Annotated in this window: 17 protein-coding genes; 7 read left to right on the top strand and 10 right to left on the bottom strand. The window is 47.2% G+C overall.

The features are described from left to right. Positions 1 to 70: 70 nt before the first annotated feature. Positions 71 to 790 carry a 3-ketoacyl-ACP reductase gene (locus BS614_RS00855; protein WP_074092616.1) on the top strand — a complete coding sequence of 240 codons (720 nt, stop codon included), beginning with the start codon at positions 71 to 73 and terminating at the stop codon, positions 788 to 790. Between the two features lie 295 nt (positions 791 to 1,085). Here the strand turns inward: BS614_RS00855 and BS614_RS00860 are convergent, their stop codons facing one another. Further along, positions 1,086 to 1,625, bottom strand: coding sequence for a helix-turn-helix domain-containing protein (locus BS614_RS00860; RefSeq protein ID WP_017691808.1), 540 nt, complete (start codon positions 1,623 to 1,625; stop codon positions 1,086 to 1,088). Positions 1,626 to 1,691: 66 nt separating this feature from the next. Further along, positions 1,692 to 2,057, bottom strand: a complete 366-nt coding sequence (locus BS614_RS00865) for a glyoxalase superfamily protein (RefSeq protein WP_074092617.1) — start codon at positions 2,055 to 2,057, stop codon at positions 1,692 to 1,694. A gap of 228 nt (positions 2,058 to 2,285) precedes the next feature. Here BS614_RS00865 and BS614_RS00870 point away from each other — a divergent pair, with 228 nt between their 5' ends. The 5 genes from BS614_RS00870 (at position 2,286) to BS614_RS00890 (ending at position 6,751) form a co-directional block, all read left to right on the top strand. Beyond that, positions 2,286 to 2,960 carry an alpha/beta hydrolase gene (locus BS614_RS00870; protein WP_074092618.1) on the top strand — a complete coding sequence of 225 codons (675 nt, stop codon included), beginning with the start codon at positions 2,286 to 2,288 and terminating at the stop codon, positions 2,958 to 2,960. Further along, entirely contained in the window at positions 2,960 to 3,730 is a 771-nt protein-coding gene (locus tag BS614_RS00875) for a DODA-type extradiol aromatic ring-opening family dioxygenase (RefSeq protein WP_074092619.1), read from the top strand. Before BS614_RS00870 ends, BS614_RS00875 begins: the two co-directional genes overlap by 1 nt. A 526-nt stretch (positions 3,731 to 4,256) precedes the next feature. Then, positions 4,257 to 4,853 (top strand): SMI1/KNR4 family protein, encoded by a 597-nt coding sequence (locus tag BS614_RS00880; protein WP_074092620.1) that lies wholly within the window; start codon positions 4,257 to 4,259, stop codon positions 4,851 to 4,853. A 143-nt stretch (positions 4,854 to 4,996) separates the two neighbouring features. Next, the gene (locus BS614_RS00885; RefSeq protein ID WP_157115998.1) at positions 4,997 to 5,998 is read left to right on the top strand and encodes a cation diffusion facilitator family transporter; all 1,002 of its coding nucleotides are present in this window, start codon (positions 4,997 to 4,999) and stop codon (positions 5,996 to 5,998) included. A 252-nt stretch (positions 5,999 to 6,250) separates the two neighbouring features. Next, positions 6,251 to 6,751, top strand: coding sequence for a hypothetical protein (locus tag BS614_RS00890; RefSeq protein ID WP_074092621.1), 501 nt, complete (start codon positions 6,251 to 6,253; stop codon positions 6,749 to 6,751). Positions 6,752 to 7,473: 722 nt separating this feature from the next. Here the strand turns inward: BS614_RS00890 and BS614_RS00895 are convergent. From BS614_RS00895 to BS614_RS00910, 4 genes are read right to left on the bottom strand one after another with little or no spacing between them, the layout of a single operon-like run. After that, a complete protein-coding gene (locus BS614_RS00895) occupies positions 7,474 to 8,547 on the bottom strand; it encodes an ABC transporter substrate-binding protein (protein WP_074092622.1) in 1,074 nt (357 codons plus the stop codon). Further along, positions 8,544 to 9,353: an ABC transporter permease gene (locus BS614_RS00900; protein WP_062836831.1), complete on the bottom strand. Its 810-nt coding sequence runs from the start codon at positions 9,351 to 9,353 to the stop codon at positions 8,544 to 8,546. Before BS614_RS00900 ends, BS614_RS00895 begins: the two co-directional genes overlap by 4 nt. Continuing rightward, on the bottom strand, positions 9,328 to 10,161 hold the full coding sequence (locus tag BS614_RS00905) for an ABC transporter permease (RefSeq protein WP_074092623.1): 834 nt from the start codon (positions 10,159 to 10,161) through the stop codon (positions 9,328 to 9,330). Before BS614_RS00905 ends, BS614_RS00900 begins: the two co-directional genes overlap by 26 nt. Next, entirely contained in the window at positions 10,151 to 11,260 is a 1,110-nt protein-coding gene (locus BS614_RS00910) for an ABC transporter ATP-binding protein (protein WP_074092624.1), read from the bottom strand. Before BS614_RS00910 ends, BS614_RS00905 begins: the two co-directional genes overlap by 11 nt. 256 nt (positions 11,261 to 11,516) lie before the next feature. Between BS614_RS00910 and BS614_RS00915 the strand changes: the two genes are divergently transcribed. Then, positions 11,517 to 12,872, top strand: coding sequence for an MFS transporter (locus tag BS614_RS00915; RefSeq protein ID WP_074092625.1), 1,356 nt, complete (start codon positions 11,517 to 11,519; stop codon positions 12,870 to 12,872). A 309-nt stretch (positions 12,873 to 13,181) separates the two neighbouring features. On the opposite strand, the gene BS614_RS00920 is transcribed toward BS614_RS00915, so the two are convergent. From BS614_RS00920 to BS614_RS00935, 4 genes are all read right to left on the bottom strand, one after another. Next, complete coding sequence (locus BS614_RS00920; RefSeq protein WP_074092626.1) at positions 13,182 to 13,649, bottom strand: NUDIX hydrolase; 468 nt, start codon at positions 13,647 to 13,649, stop codon at positions 13,182 to 13,184. A gap of 155 nt (positions 13,650 to 13,804) precedes the next feature. Beyond that, complete coding sequence (locus BS614_RS00925) at positions 13,805 to 15,016, bottom strand: nitric oxide synthase oxygenase (protein WP_074092627.1); 1,212 nt, start codon at positions 15,014 to 15,016, stop codon at positions 13,805 to 13,807. A gap of 127 nt (positions 15,017 to 15,143) precedes the next feature. Further along, positions 15,144 to 15,623: a Dps family protein gene (locus BS614_RS00930; RefSeq protein ID WP_210436960.1), complete on the bottom strand. Its 480-nt coding sequence runs from the start codon at positions 15,621 to 15,623 to the stop codon at positions 15,144 to 15,146. A gap of 380 nt (positions 15,624 to 16,003) precedes the next feature. After that, positions 16,004 to 16,741, bottom strand: a complete 738-nt coding sequence (locus BS614_RS00935) for an HAD family hydrolase (protein ID WP_074092628.1) — start codon at positions 16,739 to 16,741, stop codon at positions 16,004 to 16,006. Positions 16,742 to 16,912: the final 171 nt, after the last annotated feature.

Consider the following 16,912-nt stretch of genomic DNA (forward strand, 5'->3'; position numbering starts at 1 on the left):
CCAATTTCCGAACTGTGGGTAATAATAGTATAATTGAATGCTAGTCCATTTCTAAGGAGGAATTACCCACATGGAACTTAAAAATAAAACAGCGATCATCACAGGTGCCGGAAAAGGTATCGGCCGTGCCATCGCTGAAGCTCTTGCCAAAGAAGGAGTGCACCTCGGCCTTATTGCACGTACCGCTTCCGATCTTCAGGCTCTGCAACAGTCTCTGAGTCAAGAATACGGTGTGAAAGTAACCAGTGCTGTAGCAGATATCTCGGATCGCACGCAGGCCGAAGCCGCTGTAGCAGCCATCGAGATGGAACTCGGTGCGGTGGATATCCTTATCAATAATGCGGGGATCGGAAAGTTCGGAACGTTCATGGAGATGGAGCCGGAAGAGTGGGAGCGCATCCTGCATGTTAACGTTATGGGTACATATTACGTTACACGCGCTGTCCTTCCGAGCATGATCAAGCAAAGTAGCGGCAGCATTATCAATATTGCTTCCACTGCAGGTGAACGCGGATTCGCTACAGGTTCGGCATACTGTGCGTCCAAGTTTGCATTGCTTGGCATGACCGAATCTCTGATGCAGGAAGTGCGCAAGTCCAACATTCGTGTAACAGCACTGACTCCAAGCACCGTTAATACGGAGCTTGCGACCAATGCCGGACTGAAAATTGGCGACGAAGATCGCATGATGCAAGCGGAAGATGTAGCTGAACTTGCACTTGCAACGCTCAAGCTGTCCGACCGTGTCTTTGTCAAAGCAGCAGGCATCTGGACGACTAATCCGCAATAGGCAGAGTCTCCCTCTGTCTTTTCTAACGAACTTCTCGCACCCTATTGTTGTCATATGCAGGAAATGAGAAACGTAACGAATCTCAGCAACGTTATTTCGCCAGAATTCTGTGGAATGTAGCCAAAATACACACACAGCAGTGAAATAAAGCGTATGAGGTTCGTTACATCTCTGCACCTACTTAAAATCATCTAATAGAGCTCACTCAGTTCGTTAGAAATATAAAAGGACGTTTCCCATTGTACATGTATGCAGGCTCGCATGTTCATGACTTGGGAGCCGTCCTTTTTGTATTTTACAAATGATCCAGACCCAATTCTTTGGACACCGCAATGAGCACCACCGCAGGCTCCTCACCGATATTGGTCACTTCATGGGGCACGATTGCATTCCAGGTAAACGAATCACCCACTTCAAGAACTTCCACATCTTCGCATTGCTCCGCACGAATCTTGCCCTGCAACACCAGATGGCTTTCCTCCCCAGCATGTTTGCTAACCCCGGTCGAAGCACCTGGCGGTAACTCCACAATGGACATACGCATTGCACCTTTGGCTGTAAGCTGCTGTACTTTGATCTGTCCGCTTCCGGCTGTCGTCTCCTTGCGCTCGTTCTTGCGTACCACATTCATCCGTTGCTCCGGTGTCAGCAGCAAATAAGGAAGTGGCACTTCCAGATAATCCGCAATACTTTCAAGCGTAGCAATGGAAGGTGACGTTTTGTTATTTTCTACGTTGCTGATAAAACCTTTGGACAAACCTGTTCCCTCACACATCTGCATGATCGTAATCTGTTTCTGTTTGCGGATCGTACGAATAGCCAAGCCAATATCCATATCGCGTCCCTCCCCTTCTATTGTCTATATATGACACCAGTCGTACGCGTCCCTTCTTCAAGTTATCTATTCGGCGCTTGCCTCAACAAATATAATCCGGTTTCCGAACGGATCCGTCACGGTCATTTCTCTTGATTGCCAAGGCCTCTCCTCTATACCGGGTCTCGCATGTTTGTACTCTTTCTGACGAAGTGCACCATGGAATGTATCCAAGTTATCTGTTTCCACGCGCAAGGCAGCTCCAGGTGTACAATCTCCATGATGTTCGGAGAGATGAATCACGATGGAATCGAGCGAAACCTGCATATATAAGGGCATTTCTTGCTCAAATCGATGTTCCCAATCCAATTGGAAACCCAGGTATTCAAGGTAAAACTCTCTAGCTTTATTTTCATCAAATATTCTCAAAATAGGCACGATACTCTTTAACATCCTGATCACGTCCTCGGGAATAAGATATGAACCATGCGCAGCGGCATTTATTGTAGAACCATTCAAGATTTTTTATAAACAACATATATTCATCATACAAAAAAAGTATTGACCCTACAATGAAACCATGATAAATTTTGTTCATAAATAAGAATATTTATTTCATATTGGTGAACTTTATTGTCAGAACGATATATTTAACTCATTCCTCTTCAGGTGGTGTTTTCAATGAATTCTCCTTATATACATGAAGTCCGATTACCGTCCCATTACAATGCAGATCAACGTTATCCTGTAATCTTCGCCTTACATGGTATGGGATCAGATGAGCAAGATATGCTTCGTTTGATGGAGCCTATGCAGTCTGATTTTATTATCGTCGCCATCCGTGGACCTATCGTTCAGGGTAATGGTTATGCTTATTTTCAGATTAAAAGCATTGGCAACCCCATCCGTGAATTGTATGATGCCTCCGTTCAGGGACTGCAACAGTTGATTGTTGATCTGTCCGCCAAATATGCTATTGATCCCACGCGGCGTTATATCGCCGGATTCAGCCAGGGCGCAATTATGGCGATGACTTTATCGCTGGTGATGGGAGATGCGATTAAAGGCATTGTAGCGATGAGTGGGTATATCCCGCAATTTGTGAAAGACGAGTACAAGCTGCAACCCGATTCGGAGCTGTCTGTGTTCATCTCGCATGGAGATCAAGATCATCTATTCCCGTTACAACTGGGCGAAGATAACGCCAATTTCTTCCGTCAACACACCAATCACGTCACATATGTACCTTACAACGGTGGACACCAGGTGACCCCCGATCTATATCAAGAATTTCAACACTGGCTTCGGACGGATGCAAATCTGACTACCGAAGACCCGAAAGGACTGAATTCATAATGATGCCATCTCTGTTTATTGCTCACGGTGCCCCATCACTGGCACTGGAGGAGAATGCGTACACCGAATTTTTGCAAAAACTTGGACAGGAACTGCCAAAACCCAAAGCAATCGTATTGTTCTCTGCTCACTGGGAATCCACAACTCAGCTTGTATCCTCGGTAGCCAACTACGAGACCATCTACGATTTCGGCGGTTTCCAGCCCGAGCTGTATCAGATCAAGTACCCGGCTCAAGGACAGGCAGAGACCACAGCCGAGGTGGAGCGTTTATTTGCAGAAGCAGGGGTTCCAGTACAGACCGATGACGTCCGTGGCCTGGATCATGGCGCTTGGGTTGTTCTACGCCTGCTCTATCCGGATGCGGATATTCCCGTAGTTGCCTTGTCCGTGAATCGCTATCTGACAGGTGAGCAGCAATATCAGGTCGGACAAGCGCTCGCTTCCTTGCGTGAGCAAGACATTCTGGTCATTGGCAGCGGAGGAACCGTCCACAATCTACGTCGATTGAACTGGGAAAGTAACGGCGTTGACCCATGGGCATCAGAGTTCGACAACTGGCTGCATGACAAGCTGGTGAGCTGGGATACGGAGTCTCTCTTCTCCTATGATAAACTGGCACCTTCAGCTCAAGCCGCCGTGCCTACGCCGGAGCATTTTGTACCGCTGTTACTCGCCATGGGTGCGGGAGATCAGAACAAACGTGCATCGCTCCTGTTTAAAGCCTATCAGTATGGCAATCTGAGCTTGTCCTGTTGGAAGTTTGAATAAAGAGGACTATGTAAAACGAACTAAAGTATTTACACTCGCTACTCCGATGACAGAACAACCTTCCGATCGCTGTTATCCCCAGATTTTTTTATTTACTTTATATAAAGGTGAAAATTTGGTGATAAGCTTATGCTTCCGATGTAGCTTTCTTGCAGAAATCTTTTAGGCGAACACTTCGCTTCTTCAGGTTATTTCTGCCCTCTACGTTTTCGTGTAAAAGATTAGTTTCATTTATAAAGTAGATAAATAATAAGCGTGGGTTACAGGGATTACCCCTGTAACCCACGCTTATTTGTTGTTAGGAGTGACTTTCATGATGATTGTACGTAATCGATTGGAATGGAGACAGGTGTGCTGATATGCAACAACCACCTTTGAATAATGAGACCATTGTTGCATGTAAGCAAGGACTCCGGTTTCTTGTGTGCTTTTCCGGATTATAACTATAATATGAGGTGAAATTAGGCACAGTTTGCTCGCATATCACTCACCACATTATCTAAATAGCTCATACGGAGGGAATTGGATGCCAGAACAGCGTATATATGAATTGATGGAAGAACTGGATATGTTGCTGGAGGAGAAGGTACAGGATGAGGAAAACCGGGAGCTCTTGGAGGCATACCGCGAGTTTGAAGGCGTGACGGATGAGCAGCTCGACGCATTCGAGCGTGAACAAGGTATTCGATTACCTGCTGATTTTCGTGCGTTTTATAAACGTAAAAATGGGAGTGGTTATGGCTTTCACGTCTTGTATCCAAGCCTTGAGGAAGGACGGGAATCCGAGCCATTTTACCTGTTATCCCTGGAAAAAATTCAAAAGGAGCAGTCCACGCTGGTGGAGAACCGCATGGATGATTATTTTACCGAAGAAGAGATCCGTGAGCTTGATCCCCGAATCAAACCCTACCTTTTTCAAAAGAAATGGATCACGTTTGGCATGCTTGGAGGTGGTTCGCTGTATCTGATGTTCGACTTTGATCCGACAGAGCAAGGAACGGTTGGGCAGATTATTATGTACGTACATGATCCGGATTTTGTATATTATGTCGCTGGGACGTTTACGGAACTGTTGGAACAGTCCAACCGGAATTTACGTGAATTGGATGCCATTGAGTACTGAGATGCACATGATGATATGACCTTTTTTGCATAATGCTGGGATATGTCAAAGCGGTTATAATAACATTTAGTGGAAATGCACATGCTGTATAGATAAACTGCCTTTTCTACACCTAATACATTGATCTGGGAGGAACACACGAAGTGGCTGAACAACCGAAGTCTGAGAGCTTTATGTCTCTCGTCAAAAAAGGAAACACATCCTCCGCTGTAGCGATGGCAGGTAATGCTGTTCTTGCTGTGTGCAAAGGGGGAGCCTTCCTATTCAGTGGCAGTGGTGCCATGTTCGCTTCGGCGATGCATTCACTCGCTGATGCCATTAACCAAGGGTTTGTCTTTGTCGGAAGTGTGTTGTCCGAGAAAAAACCTACACGCCGCTTCCCGACCGGATTCGGACGGGTCATCAACATTTTCTGTATGATCGCCGTTATTGTCGTGACGATTATGGCCTATGAGACCATTCATGAGGGGATTCACCTGCTCCAGCATCCTGTTGGTCATACCGGCGGTCTCTGGATTAACATCGGAGTGCTTGTTCTGAACATTGTTATTGACGGGGCCATCCTGATCAAAGCCATGAAGGAAATTCTAAAAGAAGCACGCGCACCCAAAGCCGCCGGATTTGCCTTGGTCCCTGCTGCCATCAAAAATGTAGGCCGTGCTGCGCCACCAACCCGTCTCGTATTCTACGAAGATGTTGTAGCAGTACTCGGTGCGACACTCGCCTTGATCTCCGTTGTAGTCATTGCATTAACCAATTTTGCATTGCTCGATGGCATTGTGACAACGATTATTGGATGTCTGATGATCGCTGTAGCCTTCCGTGTCGGTTACGATAATATGATCGGATTGATTGGTGTTGCGGCTCCACAGGATATTGAAGACAAATTGTCCCAAACCATTCTGGCAGATACACATGTTGCTGACATTCAGATGATGCGTATCATTCAGGAAGGCCGTTATTATCATGTGGAAGGTCTGATTGAACTGACCAAAGGACTCAGCCTAGCTGATGCGGATGACATCAAGTTCCGTATTCAGGAGAAACTGATGACGAACCCCGATATCGCCGACGCTGCCATCTCCATTATTGAGGATGACGGTTTGAACAGCTGGGGCAAGAAACATTCAGATGTGGTGAAATAACAAGCTTCGTTTTTGATAAAAAGAATGACAGAACCCACTCTTCAACAGAGTGGGTTTTTAGTATGTTCAACTACACACTCATCTACAAAGAGGTAGTTGCCCAAATACTTACCTAGACTTTGGTCTAGGTTCACTTTAACTCCAAAGACGGAGGATAGACTTTTCCAGTTCATGGTATGCTGTGAGTAACGAAAGTATTGCTCTACATACAACCGTTCGGAAATTGATCTTGTATTAAGAAGGAGAGATATTATGGCTAAACGTACGATCCTTGCGCCTGTTCTCATTTTGCTGGGCGTGTACCTGATTCTGAACCAGGGAGGTTCACTCGGTCCGGGTACGATCTTTGCGACCTTCTGGCCCACGTTATTCGTGATTCCACTAGGACTGTTCTTCCACTGGCTCTACTTCTCCATGATTGGCAGAGGGGTTGGACTTCTGGTTCCTGGTGGATTGCTGCTCATGGTTGGTATCGTCTGTCAGATCGCTATGCTGTTTAACAACTGGGGTACGATGTGGCCGGGCTTCATTCTGGCTGTAGCTGTTGGTTTGTTCGAATTGTACTGGTTCGGTGGTCGGAACAAATGGTTGCTGATCCCCATCAACATTCTAACGGTGATATCGCTATTGTTCTTCGCGGTGATGTCGATTGGCACGATGCTGAGCAGTTTGAGCTTTATCCAGCCGTTTGTGGCGATTGTGTTGATTATGGGCGGGGCATGGATCATGGTAGGTCGCAAAAAGCGCATGTAGTGGCAATTATATAAGATAAATAATTGGGATCAACTAAGCCACTGCGGTGACAGAACAACTTCGGATCGCTGTTATCCCCGGATTTTTTTGAATCCCATCTAGCAATGGGAAAATCCGTTGATAAAGGCGACCGCTTCGCTTCCTTCGTTTGTTCTGTCCCCTCCGTTAACGTGTGATCTTAAATGTTCATCTTATATGGCACTTCGAGCGCTATTGCTCTGAAGTAAGTAATAAAAAAGGGAGGCTGCTTGTCATTCAAATGAAATGACGAGCAGCCTCCCTTTTTGTCTTTTTTTGCAAATCTAACGAACTATGCACACGCTATTGGCGGTTATTTACTGCTATTTGAGTTTTAACGAATCAGAGAAACGTTACCCCATACATTTAGAGTTCACTTCCGCGTTTTGCACCCGTTTATACCGATATAGCGTCGCTGAGGTTCGTTACAGTTGGTGCTCTATCCATATCAGCCTATTAAGGTGCTGTGAGTTCGTTAGCATTTAGTACGTCCACCTAAACGATCCACCGACAGATGAATGACAAAGGCGAGTTGTTAGATATAAGGTTCAGCATACTGCTGTATCTGAGCACCCAGTCCCACACCGCTCTTCCCTGTTTCAACCGAATGAATACCTCTGCAATTGGCATCATACGATGCATTCCACTTCGTTGCATTGCAACCATCGCATCCCCGTGTATTCAGCCAATTTGCCTGACGTCTCTTATTTACTGTGCATTTTAAACTCCAGGAACAGGTCGTTATAATGCGAGAGCATTTTTTTGCCCAGATTATCGTAGACCTCCAGCTTGCCTGTCAGTGTCTCGTCTGGATAGAAACGTTCATCCTCCGAGATGTCCTCTGGCAGCAGCTTAAGTGCCTCAGCGTTTGGTGTGGAATACCCGACATACTCCGCATTGCGAGCGGCATGGTCCGGGTCCAGCATAAAGTTGATAAACTGGTGTGCCCCTTCAATATTACTCGCCGTCTTCGGAATAACCATGTTATCGAACCATAGGTTCGAGCCTTCTTCAGGCACCATGTAATCAAGCTTGTCGTTCTCATCCATAATCTCGGACGCATCTCCGGACCACACAAGTCCAACCGCAGCTTCCTCGTTCGCAAGCAGCATCTTGATCTCGTCCCCGACAATCGCTCTGACGTTAGGCGTCAGTGTAGACAGCTTTTTCAGAGCCTCTTGCAGATGGTCTTCGTTGGTATCGTTCAGAGAATACCCGAGACTGTTCAATCCCATACCAATGACTTCGCGTGCACCGTCAAGGAGCAGGATTTGATTTTTCAAGCGCGGGTCCCACAGGTCATTCCAGCTATCAAACGTTAATCCATCCACCAGTTCGGGATTGTACACAACCCCCACCGTTCCCCAGAAATAAGGGATGGAGTACTTGTTGCCTTCATCAAAGGACAAGTCCATGAACCGCGGATCAATGTTATCCAGGTGGGTCAATTTGCTATGATCGAGTGGAACGAGTAGGTCTTCCTCTTTCATTTTGCTAATCGCATATTCAGAAGGAATCGCCACATCAAACGTGGTTCCCCCCTGCTCAATCTTGGTCAGCATCGCTTCATTGGAATCAAACGTCTGATAGATAACCTTAATGCCAGTCTCGTCCTCAAATTCCTTGAGCAGATCGGGGTCGATATAATCGCCCCAGTTATAGATGGTCAGTGTGTTGCCGCCAGAATACCCCTGACTCTTGTTCAGATACGAAGCCAGGATCATTAGGGCGAACGCGGCCACAAAAACAAGCGCAAATGTCCGTACCAGTTGCTTCATGGTCGCAGCCCCTTTCCTCCTGGAGGTATCCGTGTTGCACGGCGGTTAATGAAGTAATATCCAACCACCAGCAGCACCGTGAGCAGGAATAACAGGGTAGACAGAGCATTGATGGACAACGAAACGCCCTGCCTTGCTCTGGAGTATATCTCTACCGAGAGTGTGGAGTATCCATTACCCGTGACGAAGAATGTTACTGCAAAATCATCGAGCGAGTACGTCAATGCCATGAAGAATCCGGCAAAAATACCCGGTTTCACGTATGGCAACACCACACGCGTCAGAATCTGCCATGAACCAGCACCCAGATCGCGTGCCGCGTCCATCAGAGTTGGACTCATCTCCTGCAGCTTCGGCAGTACCATGATTACGACAATTGGTACGCTGAATGCAATATGAGACAGCAGAACCGAAGTGAAGCCCAGTTTGATACCAATCATGGTGAACAGAATCAGGAACGATGCACCAATGATGACATCCGGACTAACGATGAGCACGTTATTGAGTGACAGTAGCGTGTTCTTGGTCCGTTTGCGACGCACATGGTAGATCGCCAGTGCTCCTGCTACACCAAGGATCGTCGAGATCGCTGATGACAGGAGCGCAATGATAAATGTATTCAGCACAATGATGAGCAGCCGTGTATCGGCGAACACCTCTCTGTACCATTCAAGCGTGAATCCTTCGAAGCTGCGCATATGGCCGCCACTATTGAAGGAATAGAAGATCAGATACGCAATCGGTGCGTACAATATGGCGAATACAACGGCTAGATAGACGTTAGACAACTTTCCGTTTCTTCCCATTACGCACCTCCTTCTTGCCTGATCCAGTCAGGAACATAATAATGGCCATCGCAATAATCAAAAAGACGGCAATCGTTGAACCCATCCCCCAGTCCTGGGTGACGAGAAAATGCTGTTCAATCGCTGTTCCCAGCGTAATTACACGGTTCCCCGCAATGAGGCGGGTAATCATGAACAGAGACAGCGCAGGAATAAATACAGCCTGACAGCCTGATTTTACTCCACTAATCGTCAGTGGAAAGATAACTCGGCGGAATGTCAGCCACGATGAGGCTCCCAGATCACGCGCCGCATAGATCAACGATGGATTCATCTCTTCCAGCGCATTGAAGATCGGCAGGATCATGAATGGAATGAAGATGTATACCGAGACAAAAATAAAGCTGAAATCGGTGAACAAAATCTGCTGTGTACCAATCCCCACTACTTCAAGTAGAGAGTTGGTCAGACCGTACGTTCCGAACAGGCCGATAAAGGCATACGCTTTTAACAAGAGATTGATCCAGCTTGGCAGAATGATCAGCAGCAACCATAGCTGCTTGTGCTTCGTCCGGGTCAGCATATACGCCGTCGGGTAGGAGATAAGCAGTGAGAACGCCGTAATCAGAAATGCATACCAGAACGAACTGAGCGTCATCTGCAAGTACACAGGTGTGAAGAACCGGGCGTAGTTGCCAAACGTGAAGTTCCCTTCAACGTCGAAGAACGAGTAATAGATGACCAGCAGAACCGGCGCCACAACAAACAACACCATCCATAATACATATGGAATCAGATACGCATTGCGTGTGCTGGCCTTAGTCTGCATGAGCGGCCTCTTGGTAGGCTTCGAGTCGTTTGTCGAACTCTTCTTCGGTCTCGTTAAAGCGCATGACGTGTACCGCTTCCGGGTCAAAATACAGTCCAATCCGTGCGCCGACAATGGCTTTCTTGGTTGAATGAACAAGCCACTCATTGCCCGCATCATCGTACGTGGATATCTCGTAATGCACCCCGCGGAATAACTGGGAGTCCACATTAACCTTGAGCTTGCCTTGGTCTTCGGTTGTAATCTCCAGATCCTCTGGGCGAATGACAATCTCTACCGGCTCGTCCCGCTGGAGACCCTGATCGACACACTCGTGCTGTGCGCCAGCGAATTCCACCACAAAGTCCTGCTTCATTTTGCCTGATACAATGTTCGATTCCCCGATAAAGTCTGCCACAAAGCGGTTAATTGGCTCATCATAGATATCATTCGGTGTACCGCTCTGTTGAATCACGCCGCCATTCAGGACAAAGATCTCATCCGACATCGCCAAGGCCTCTTCCTGATCATGCGTAACAAAGATAAACGTAATGCCCAGTCGCTGTTGCAACTCGCGCAGCTCGTACTGCATTTCGGTCCGTAATTTCAGATCGAGTGCCGAGAGCGGCTCGTCCAGTAGCAGAATTTCAGGTTCGTTCACAATGGCGCGTGCAATCGCGACACGTTGTCGTTGTCCGCCGGACATTTCGCCAATTTCCCGGTTTTCATACCCGGATAGATTGACGAATTTGAGGGCTTCCAACACTTTGCTGCGAATTTCAGCCGTTTTCATCTTTTTGATCCGCAAACCAAAAGCCACGTTCTCAAATACATTCAAATGTGGAAATAACGCGTAATCCTGAAATACGGTATTCACCTGCCGTTGGTGAGCAGGCACCCGGTTGATGAGCGCACCGTTAAAATAAATACTGCCCTGTGTCGGCTCCGCAAAACCGGCAATCAGCCGCAATATCGTTGTTTTCCCGCAGCCCGATGGGCCAAGAAGCGTATAAAATTTACCCCGCTCAATCTCAAAGCTGACCGCCTTCAATACGGCTTCATCCTGATCGTATTGCTGAGTCACCGCTTCGAAGCGGATAATCGGTTGTTGTTCTGACATGCTTCACATCGCCCCCTTATACTTGAGGTACCTCTTAAGTCTGTACACTTTTCGTTCATGCATCCTTATAGATAACCCATCTATTATATATGATTCAGGTATATCCGCAATGGTTTTGATGTAAACGCCGCGTGTCATTTCTTCTTATTTTCAAAAATCCTGCATACATTACGTGTAATGTCGATAATACGTACCCATATGGAGTAAATGAAGGATTTTTAGGATTCCATTTTATGTGTGAGAGGAGTCTTGGCTCTTGGATATTCGTCGTAACTTGCCTTTGCTGATGACCATTTGTTTCTTAAGTCAGATGGGCGGATTCATGATCCTGCCCCTATTTCCTTTGTTTATTGAGGAATTCGGCCTGTCCGGCTGGATGATGGGGGTTATTTTTGCGCTTTTTTATGTGGGGAAAGTGATTGGTGGCGTTCCTGCAGCGGCAATTTATAAGAAACTAGGTGGTAAAAAGGCTCTCATCCTGATGCTGATCCTGCTGGCTGTCTGTATGGGCGGCTTCGCGCTGTCTACTGCTGCGGTGTTATTCGGCCTGCTCCGACTTCTACAGGGGCTCGCTTCCACGGGCCTTACCGTGGTCGTACGTTCCATCATCGGGGATGGAGGCACTGCAGACAACCGCGGACTGTACAATGGGTATATCAGCAGCAGTGAGGGCGGCGGTATGGTGCTTGGCCCCGTCATAAGTGGCTGGCTCGCGCTGCACTGGCCATTGTCGGTGCCTTTTCTGCTCGTTACCGTATGTTGTCTGATGGCCGTGGTCGCTGCGATGGGGATGAAGACGACGGCACAAGCTAGAGCTACTCATGAGTCTGGGGATACGTTAAGTGATCACCTATTAGAAGATCATTCGGCTGTCATTAAGCAAAAACCTCTGGACAACTCAGCACACTCAGTACCCTCCACGGATGAAGTTGTAGAACCCACCACAAGTGACTCCCACCCTGATACTACTGTATCGACTGCCCCTCCTTTATCTTCATCACCGTCTGATGCAAAGCACACTCAAGATTTGTCTGCAAGGCTCACACAGCGTCAACAGCTTGTTGGCTACGGTACGGTACATTTTCTGGAGATGAGCGCGTATGCGGTATTCCTCACCTATTTTGCACTGTATGCAGCTCACATCATGCATTGGGACCCCTTTGCAACCAGTCTCGCCTTCACCGTCTCAGGGATTTCTACGCTTGCCGCTGCTCCCTTTGTCGGTTATCTCTCTGACCGGTTAGGCGATCGTCTGTTGCTTTGCATGCTCGGCATGTTCCTGATTGGAATCGAAGTTGTTGTATTTCTAAGCACGTCCTCCCATCTATGGGTCTACGTTGGCATGTTGATTGGCGGGGTTGGCGGTGCATGTTACATGGATTCGTTCTTTGCTCATATTGGTGATCATATCCCGGACGAGAGTCGAAGCTCCGTCATAGGCAAAATTGTCTCTGCGGCCGAGATCGGCTCCATCGTATCTCCACTGGTTGCAGCGCTACTTATGGAAGTTGGCTCGCTGTACTCCGTGTTTGTGTTCAATCTGGTGCTGATTGCTGCTGCCATTGTAGTTCAGGCTGCGATGCGGAGTCGGTACAAGACAAAACGGGTGTAAATGCAAAAGGGAGAAGTCCCACAAGTCATGAATATGACGGAGGACATCCCTTTATTGGCGTAATTATTTTCTAACGAACTACACAAGTGTTATTCGCTTCAATTTCCACAGGGCGGTATTTTAACGAATCACAGAAGTACTATTTCTCCGAAATGGTGCTCCCTCATCGGTTTCAGGCAGGTTAATGCCGATATATCGCCACTGAAGTTCGTTAAATTACAATTCCACAATTAATCCGCCCTGTAAGGCGCGCTCGGTTCGTAAACTTTACAACTCGTGAGATAAACCGTTTCGGTGGCAACCTCTCGATTATATTTTCCCCAATAATGTTGCTATGTGTGCTGCATTTTCTTGAATTTTTCTTTTTAAGTAAGGGTCGGTCCTTTCAGGCAATTCCGTTGGTTTGAAAAATTCCGCTTCAAGAATTTCAACCCCATCTGGCTTCAGTTCTCCCTCATACTCCGTGCAAATATACCCAATGACCACATTGTAGTATTCATGCCCATTTCTTAATTTCGTGTACAACTCTTTTCCTGAGAAGACGCCATACAGATGAAGATTCTTGATCTCTATCCCAATCTCTTCTCTGACCTCTCTTATTGCTGACTCTTCCACCGATTCGCCGAGCTCCATATTTCCACCCGGTACTCCCCACGTATCATCCAGATGTCGAACTAATAGAATCTCACCGGTCTTGTTCAAGATCAATATACTCGGTCTCACCAAAATAACAGGAGCATTGCCAACCATTCCTCGCAACGTTTCAATGTAACCCATGGATTGTTCTCTCCCCTATGTGAAGTCAAAGTCATGGCTTCATTATAGGTGTGTTATATATTTCCATATAGAGAAAGAATCTTTTCATTTTTTTCCTATTTTAATGCTCTTCGTTTGATAAAAAAGGATCACAAAAAATAACCCGTCTGCACAATTTAATGTGCAAACGGGCATTTCATTTGTGCATCTCCGGCCTGCGGCTGGGGATTCTCTACCTGTGTATTCTGCTGCTCGCTGCTTCGCCGCTCTGCGGCAGATGCCACGCCATCTTTCAGGGTATACGCCTGATCCTGATGGAAAAAGTTCGGCTTCACAATCTCATTACGATAGGAGCTGTGGAAAATATGCGTTGTCGCGGGGGACACTGGGGGAATAAGCCAAACCCAATCTCCAGTCAGCTCACGCCCAGCCTTCTCCTCCCGCTGTTCAAACATAGCAAATTGCGCTGCCGCCGTGTGGTGATCCACAATGCTCACGCCTGCTTTTTTGAACGAATGCAGCACAGCTACATTCAGCTCCACCAAAGCCCGGTCCTTCCACAATGTCGTTTCACTCGACGTATTCAATCCAAATGCTGCCGCCACCGCAGGCAGCTTGTTATACCGGAACGTGTCCGCCAGATTACGGGCGCCGATCTCGGTACCCATATACCAACCATTAAACGGCGCTGCCGGATAAGATATGCCACCAATCTCCAGTCGCATATCGGCGATCATCGGCACCCCATACCAACGCATGCCAAGCTCAGCAATCTCCTTCTGCTCCGGGTGTTCGATCATCACTTCCACAATCTCTTCTTCGGGTATAACATACCACTCTGGGGCTTGTCCTTGCCCCTGAATAATGAGCGGTAACACATCATATGAGCTACCTGCCCCCTGCCAGCCAAGTGACATCGCCGCCTTAGTCAGTTCCACGGAAGCAGGGTCTCCAATAATGCCTTGCTCCGTCTCATATCCTGCATAACGAATGAGCTGATGATTCCAGAGCCGTACCGGAGTTCCTTCCGGTCCATCCGGTGGAAGGATGGTAATCATCGGAATTACTTTGCCTCCGTTGGATGCCACATGAATATGATTCAACACAGCTTCTGCTGCCGTCCCTGCCGTATCGGCATGACGGGCATCCACGATCCGAAGTTTATCCCAGAACAGCCGCCCGATACAGCGGTTGCTGTTCCGCCATGCCATTTTACAACCCTGCTCCAATTCCTCTGTGGTATGCACATAAGTACCCGTTACTTCGATCTCGCGCATAACCGCAACAAGCCGGGCCTCCGCGTCTTCATGCGAATAGCCCAGCTCTTCATAACATGTATATATAAATCGTTCAGCTTCTTCCTGCAATTGTTCCAGGTCTGACCGCATTGTTCATTCCACCATTCTGTACATCTTGAATGCCATCATTATACGGCAAGCGCACCGGATTTGTAAGCGAACGGACACTTTGTTCACGGACTCTACATATCGTTGTCAGGATGAAGGGTAACCTTGCTTATTTGCCCAGAAATGCGTTTAACATCCAAACCTCTTTATCCAGGGCAGCGGTGAATCCAATCAGCATATCTTCCGTTGCGTTATCCTCTGCTTCTCCCGCTTCGTGAATGCCTTGATGAATCACTTCCACCATCGTACGCAGATCAGCAACCACTGACTCTACCATACGCTCAGCAGACAACGGTCCTTGTGCCTCTTCAATCGGAGACAGACGTAGCTGTTCACCCATCGTAGCTACTGGACGTCCACCAATAGCAAGCAAACGTTCTGCAACTTCGTCCATATTTGCCGTAGCCAAGTTGTACAGTTCTTCGAATTTGGCATGCAGTGTGAAGAAATGAGGTCCTTGGACATACCAGTGGAAGTTATGCAGTTTCGTGTATAGTACGGACCAACCTGCGATCTGACGGTTCAGGACCTCTTGAAGTGCTGTGGCGTTGTTAGCAAAAGTGTTGTTTCTAGTTTGGATTGTGCTCATGGAATTTATCCCCTCTCGAATATAAAAATAGAATTTGAATTTTATGATGGATTGCTTCGATTCGTTTTTTAATTTAGACTTAATCTAAATCTTGTTTTAATTATAACACCGCATATACGGTTTGGGAAGGATTTTGCCCTGTCTTGTACATGAAGATTCCATGAAGCTGAGCTTCATCCTATATCATTATAAAAAGGGAGTTATACTGGCCAGACGGCTGATTAATGATGGTGTGTAGTACTGCCTGCACCAGATCCCACTGTTTATTTATACCTCCAATTACGCTCACATACTGCGAATATTCTCACAGTGCAAATAACGCAAAAACAGCCCTTCATCTCCGCGAGATGATAGGACTGCATGAACCCACCTGTACAATTTTATTGCTTAACAAACTCAAAAGTCAGAATACGACTGATCTCTTCATAGCTCGATGCTACAAAATGAGGTTGATGATCGGACTCCGGCGCTGCCTCCCGATGGTTGAACCAAATGACTGTCCAGCCTGCATCCACTGCACCTACCACATCATTACGCCACGAGTCTCCAATATAATAGCTGGAACGGGCATCTGTCCCGGACTGCTTACTCACATATTCGAACAACTTGCGATCCGGCTTCGCATAACCAGTCGTACCGGAGATGAAAATCAGATGCTCGTCCACGAGACTGAGCACATCCAGTGCTTCAAGCTTGCGCCGCTGATGCTCTCCTTCTCCATTGGTGATCAGACCAACGGTATGACCTTCTGCCTGAAGCCTTCTTATCAGCTCATATGCTCCTTGAAAAGGTACAATCTCGAACTGTCTGCTCAGATACTGAGCTTGCAGTTCTTCAGCCTGTCCCGATTGTAGGGGAAGTCCAAACTCCTCCATCGTCAACTCAAACCTTCGACGGCGCATTCTCTCCACCGCATCCGGCTCCGGTACAGCAGACAGATCTTCTTGTGCAGACAACCAGTCACTATAATAGCGAAAACGGTGGTAGGCCTCAGCATAAGGGAACTCATCCGGCAGGCCGAGAACGTCCTGCAACGCGCTACGAAGCGGCTGCAAGTGATCATATAACGTATCATCCACGTCGAAAAATATCGTTTTAGCTTCATTTTTTATATTCATAGTTGTTACTGATCCCCCTGCTCCTGTCTCAAGCATTCTCTTCTTACTACTATATAGGTAATCCTATGCCTCGTCCAAAAGGGATTTGTTACGTGATCACTTCTACTCCAGAACAGTACCCATAATAACGCTTAGACCAGAATTGATCGGACGGCTTTATATGTTAAAATA

Origin of the sequence: Paenibacillus xylanexedens, assembly GCF_001908275.1 — a bacterium.
In the GTDB taxonomy this organism is placed as follows: domain Bacteria; phylum Bacillota; class Bacilli; order Paenibacillales; family Paenibacillaceae; genus Paenibacillus; species Paenibacillus xylanexedens_A.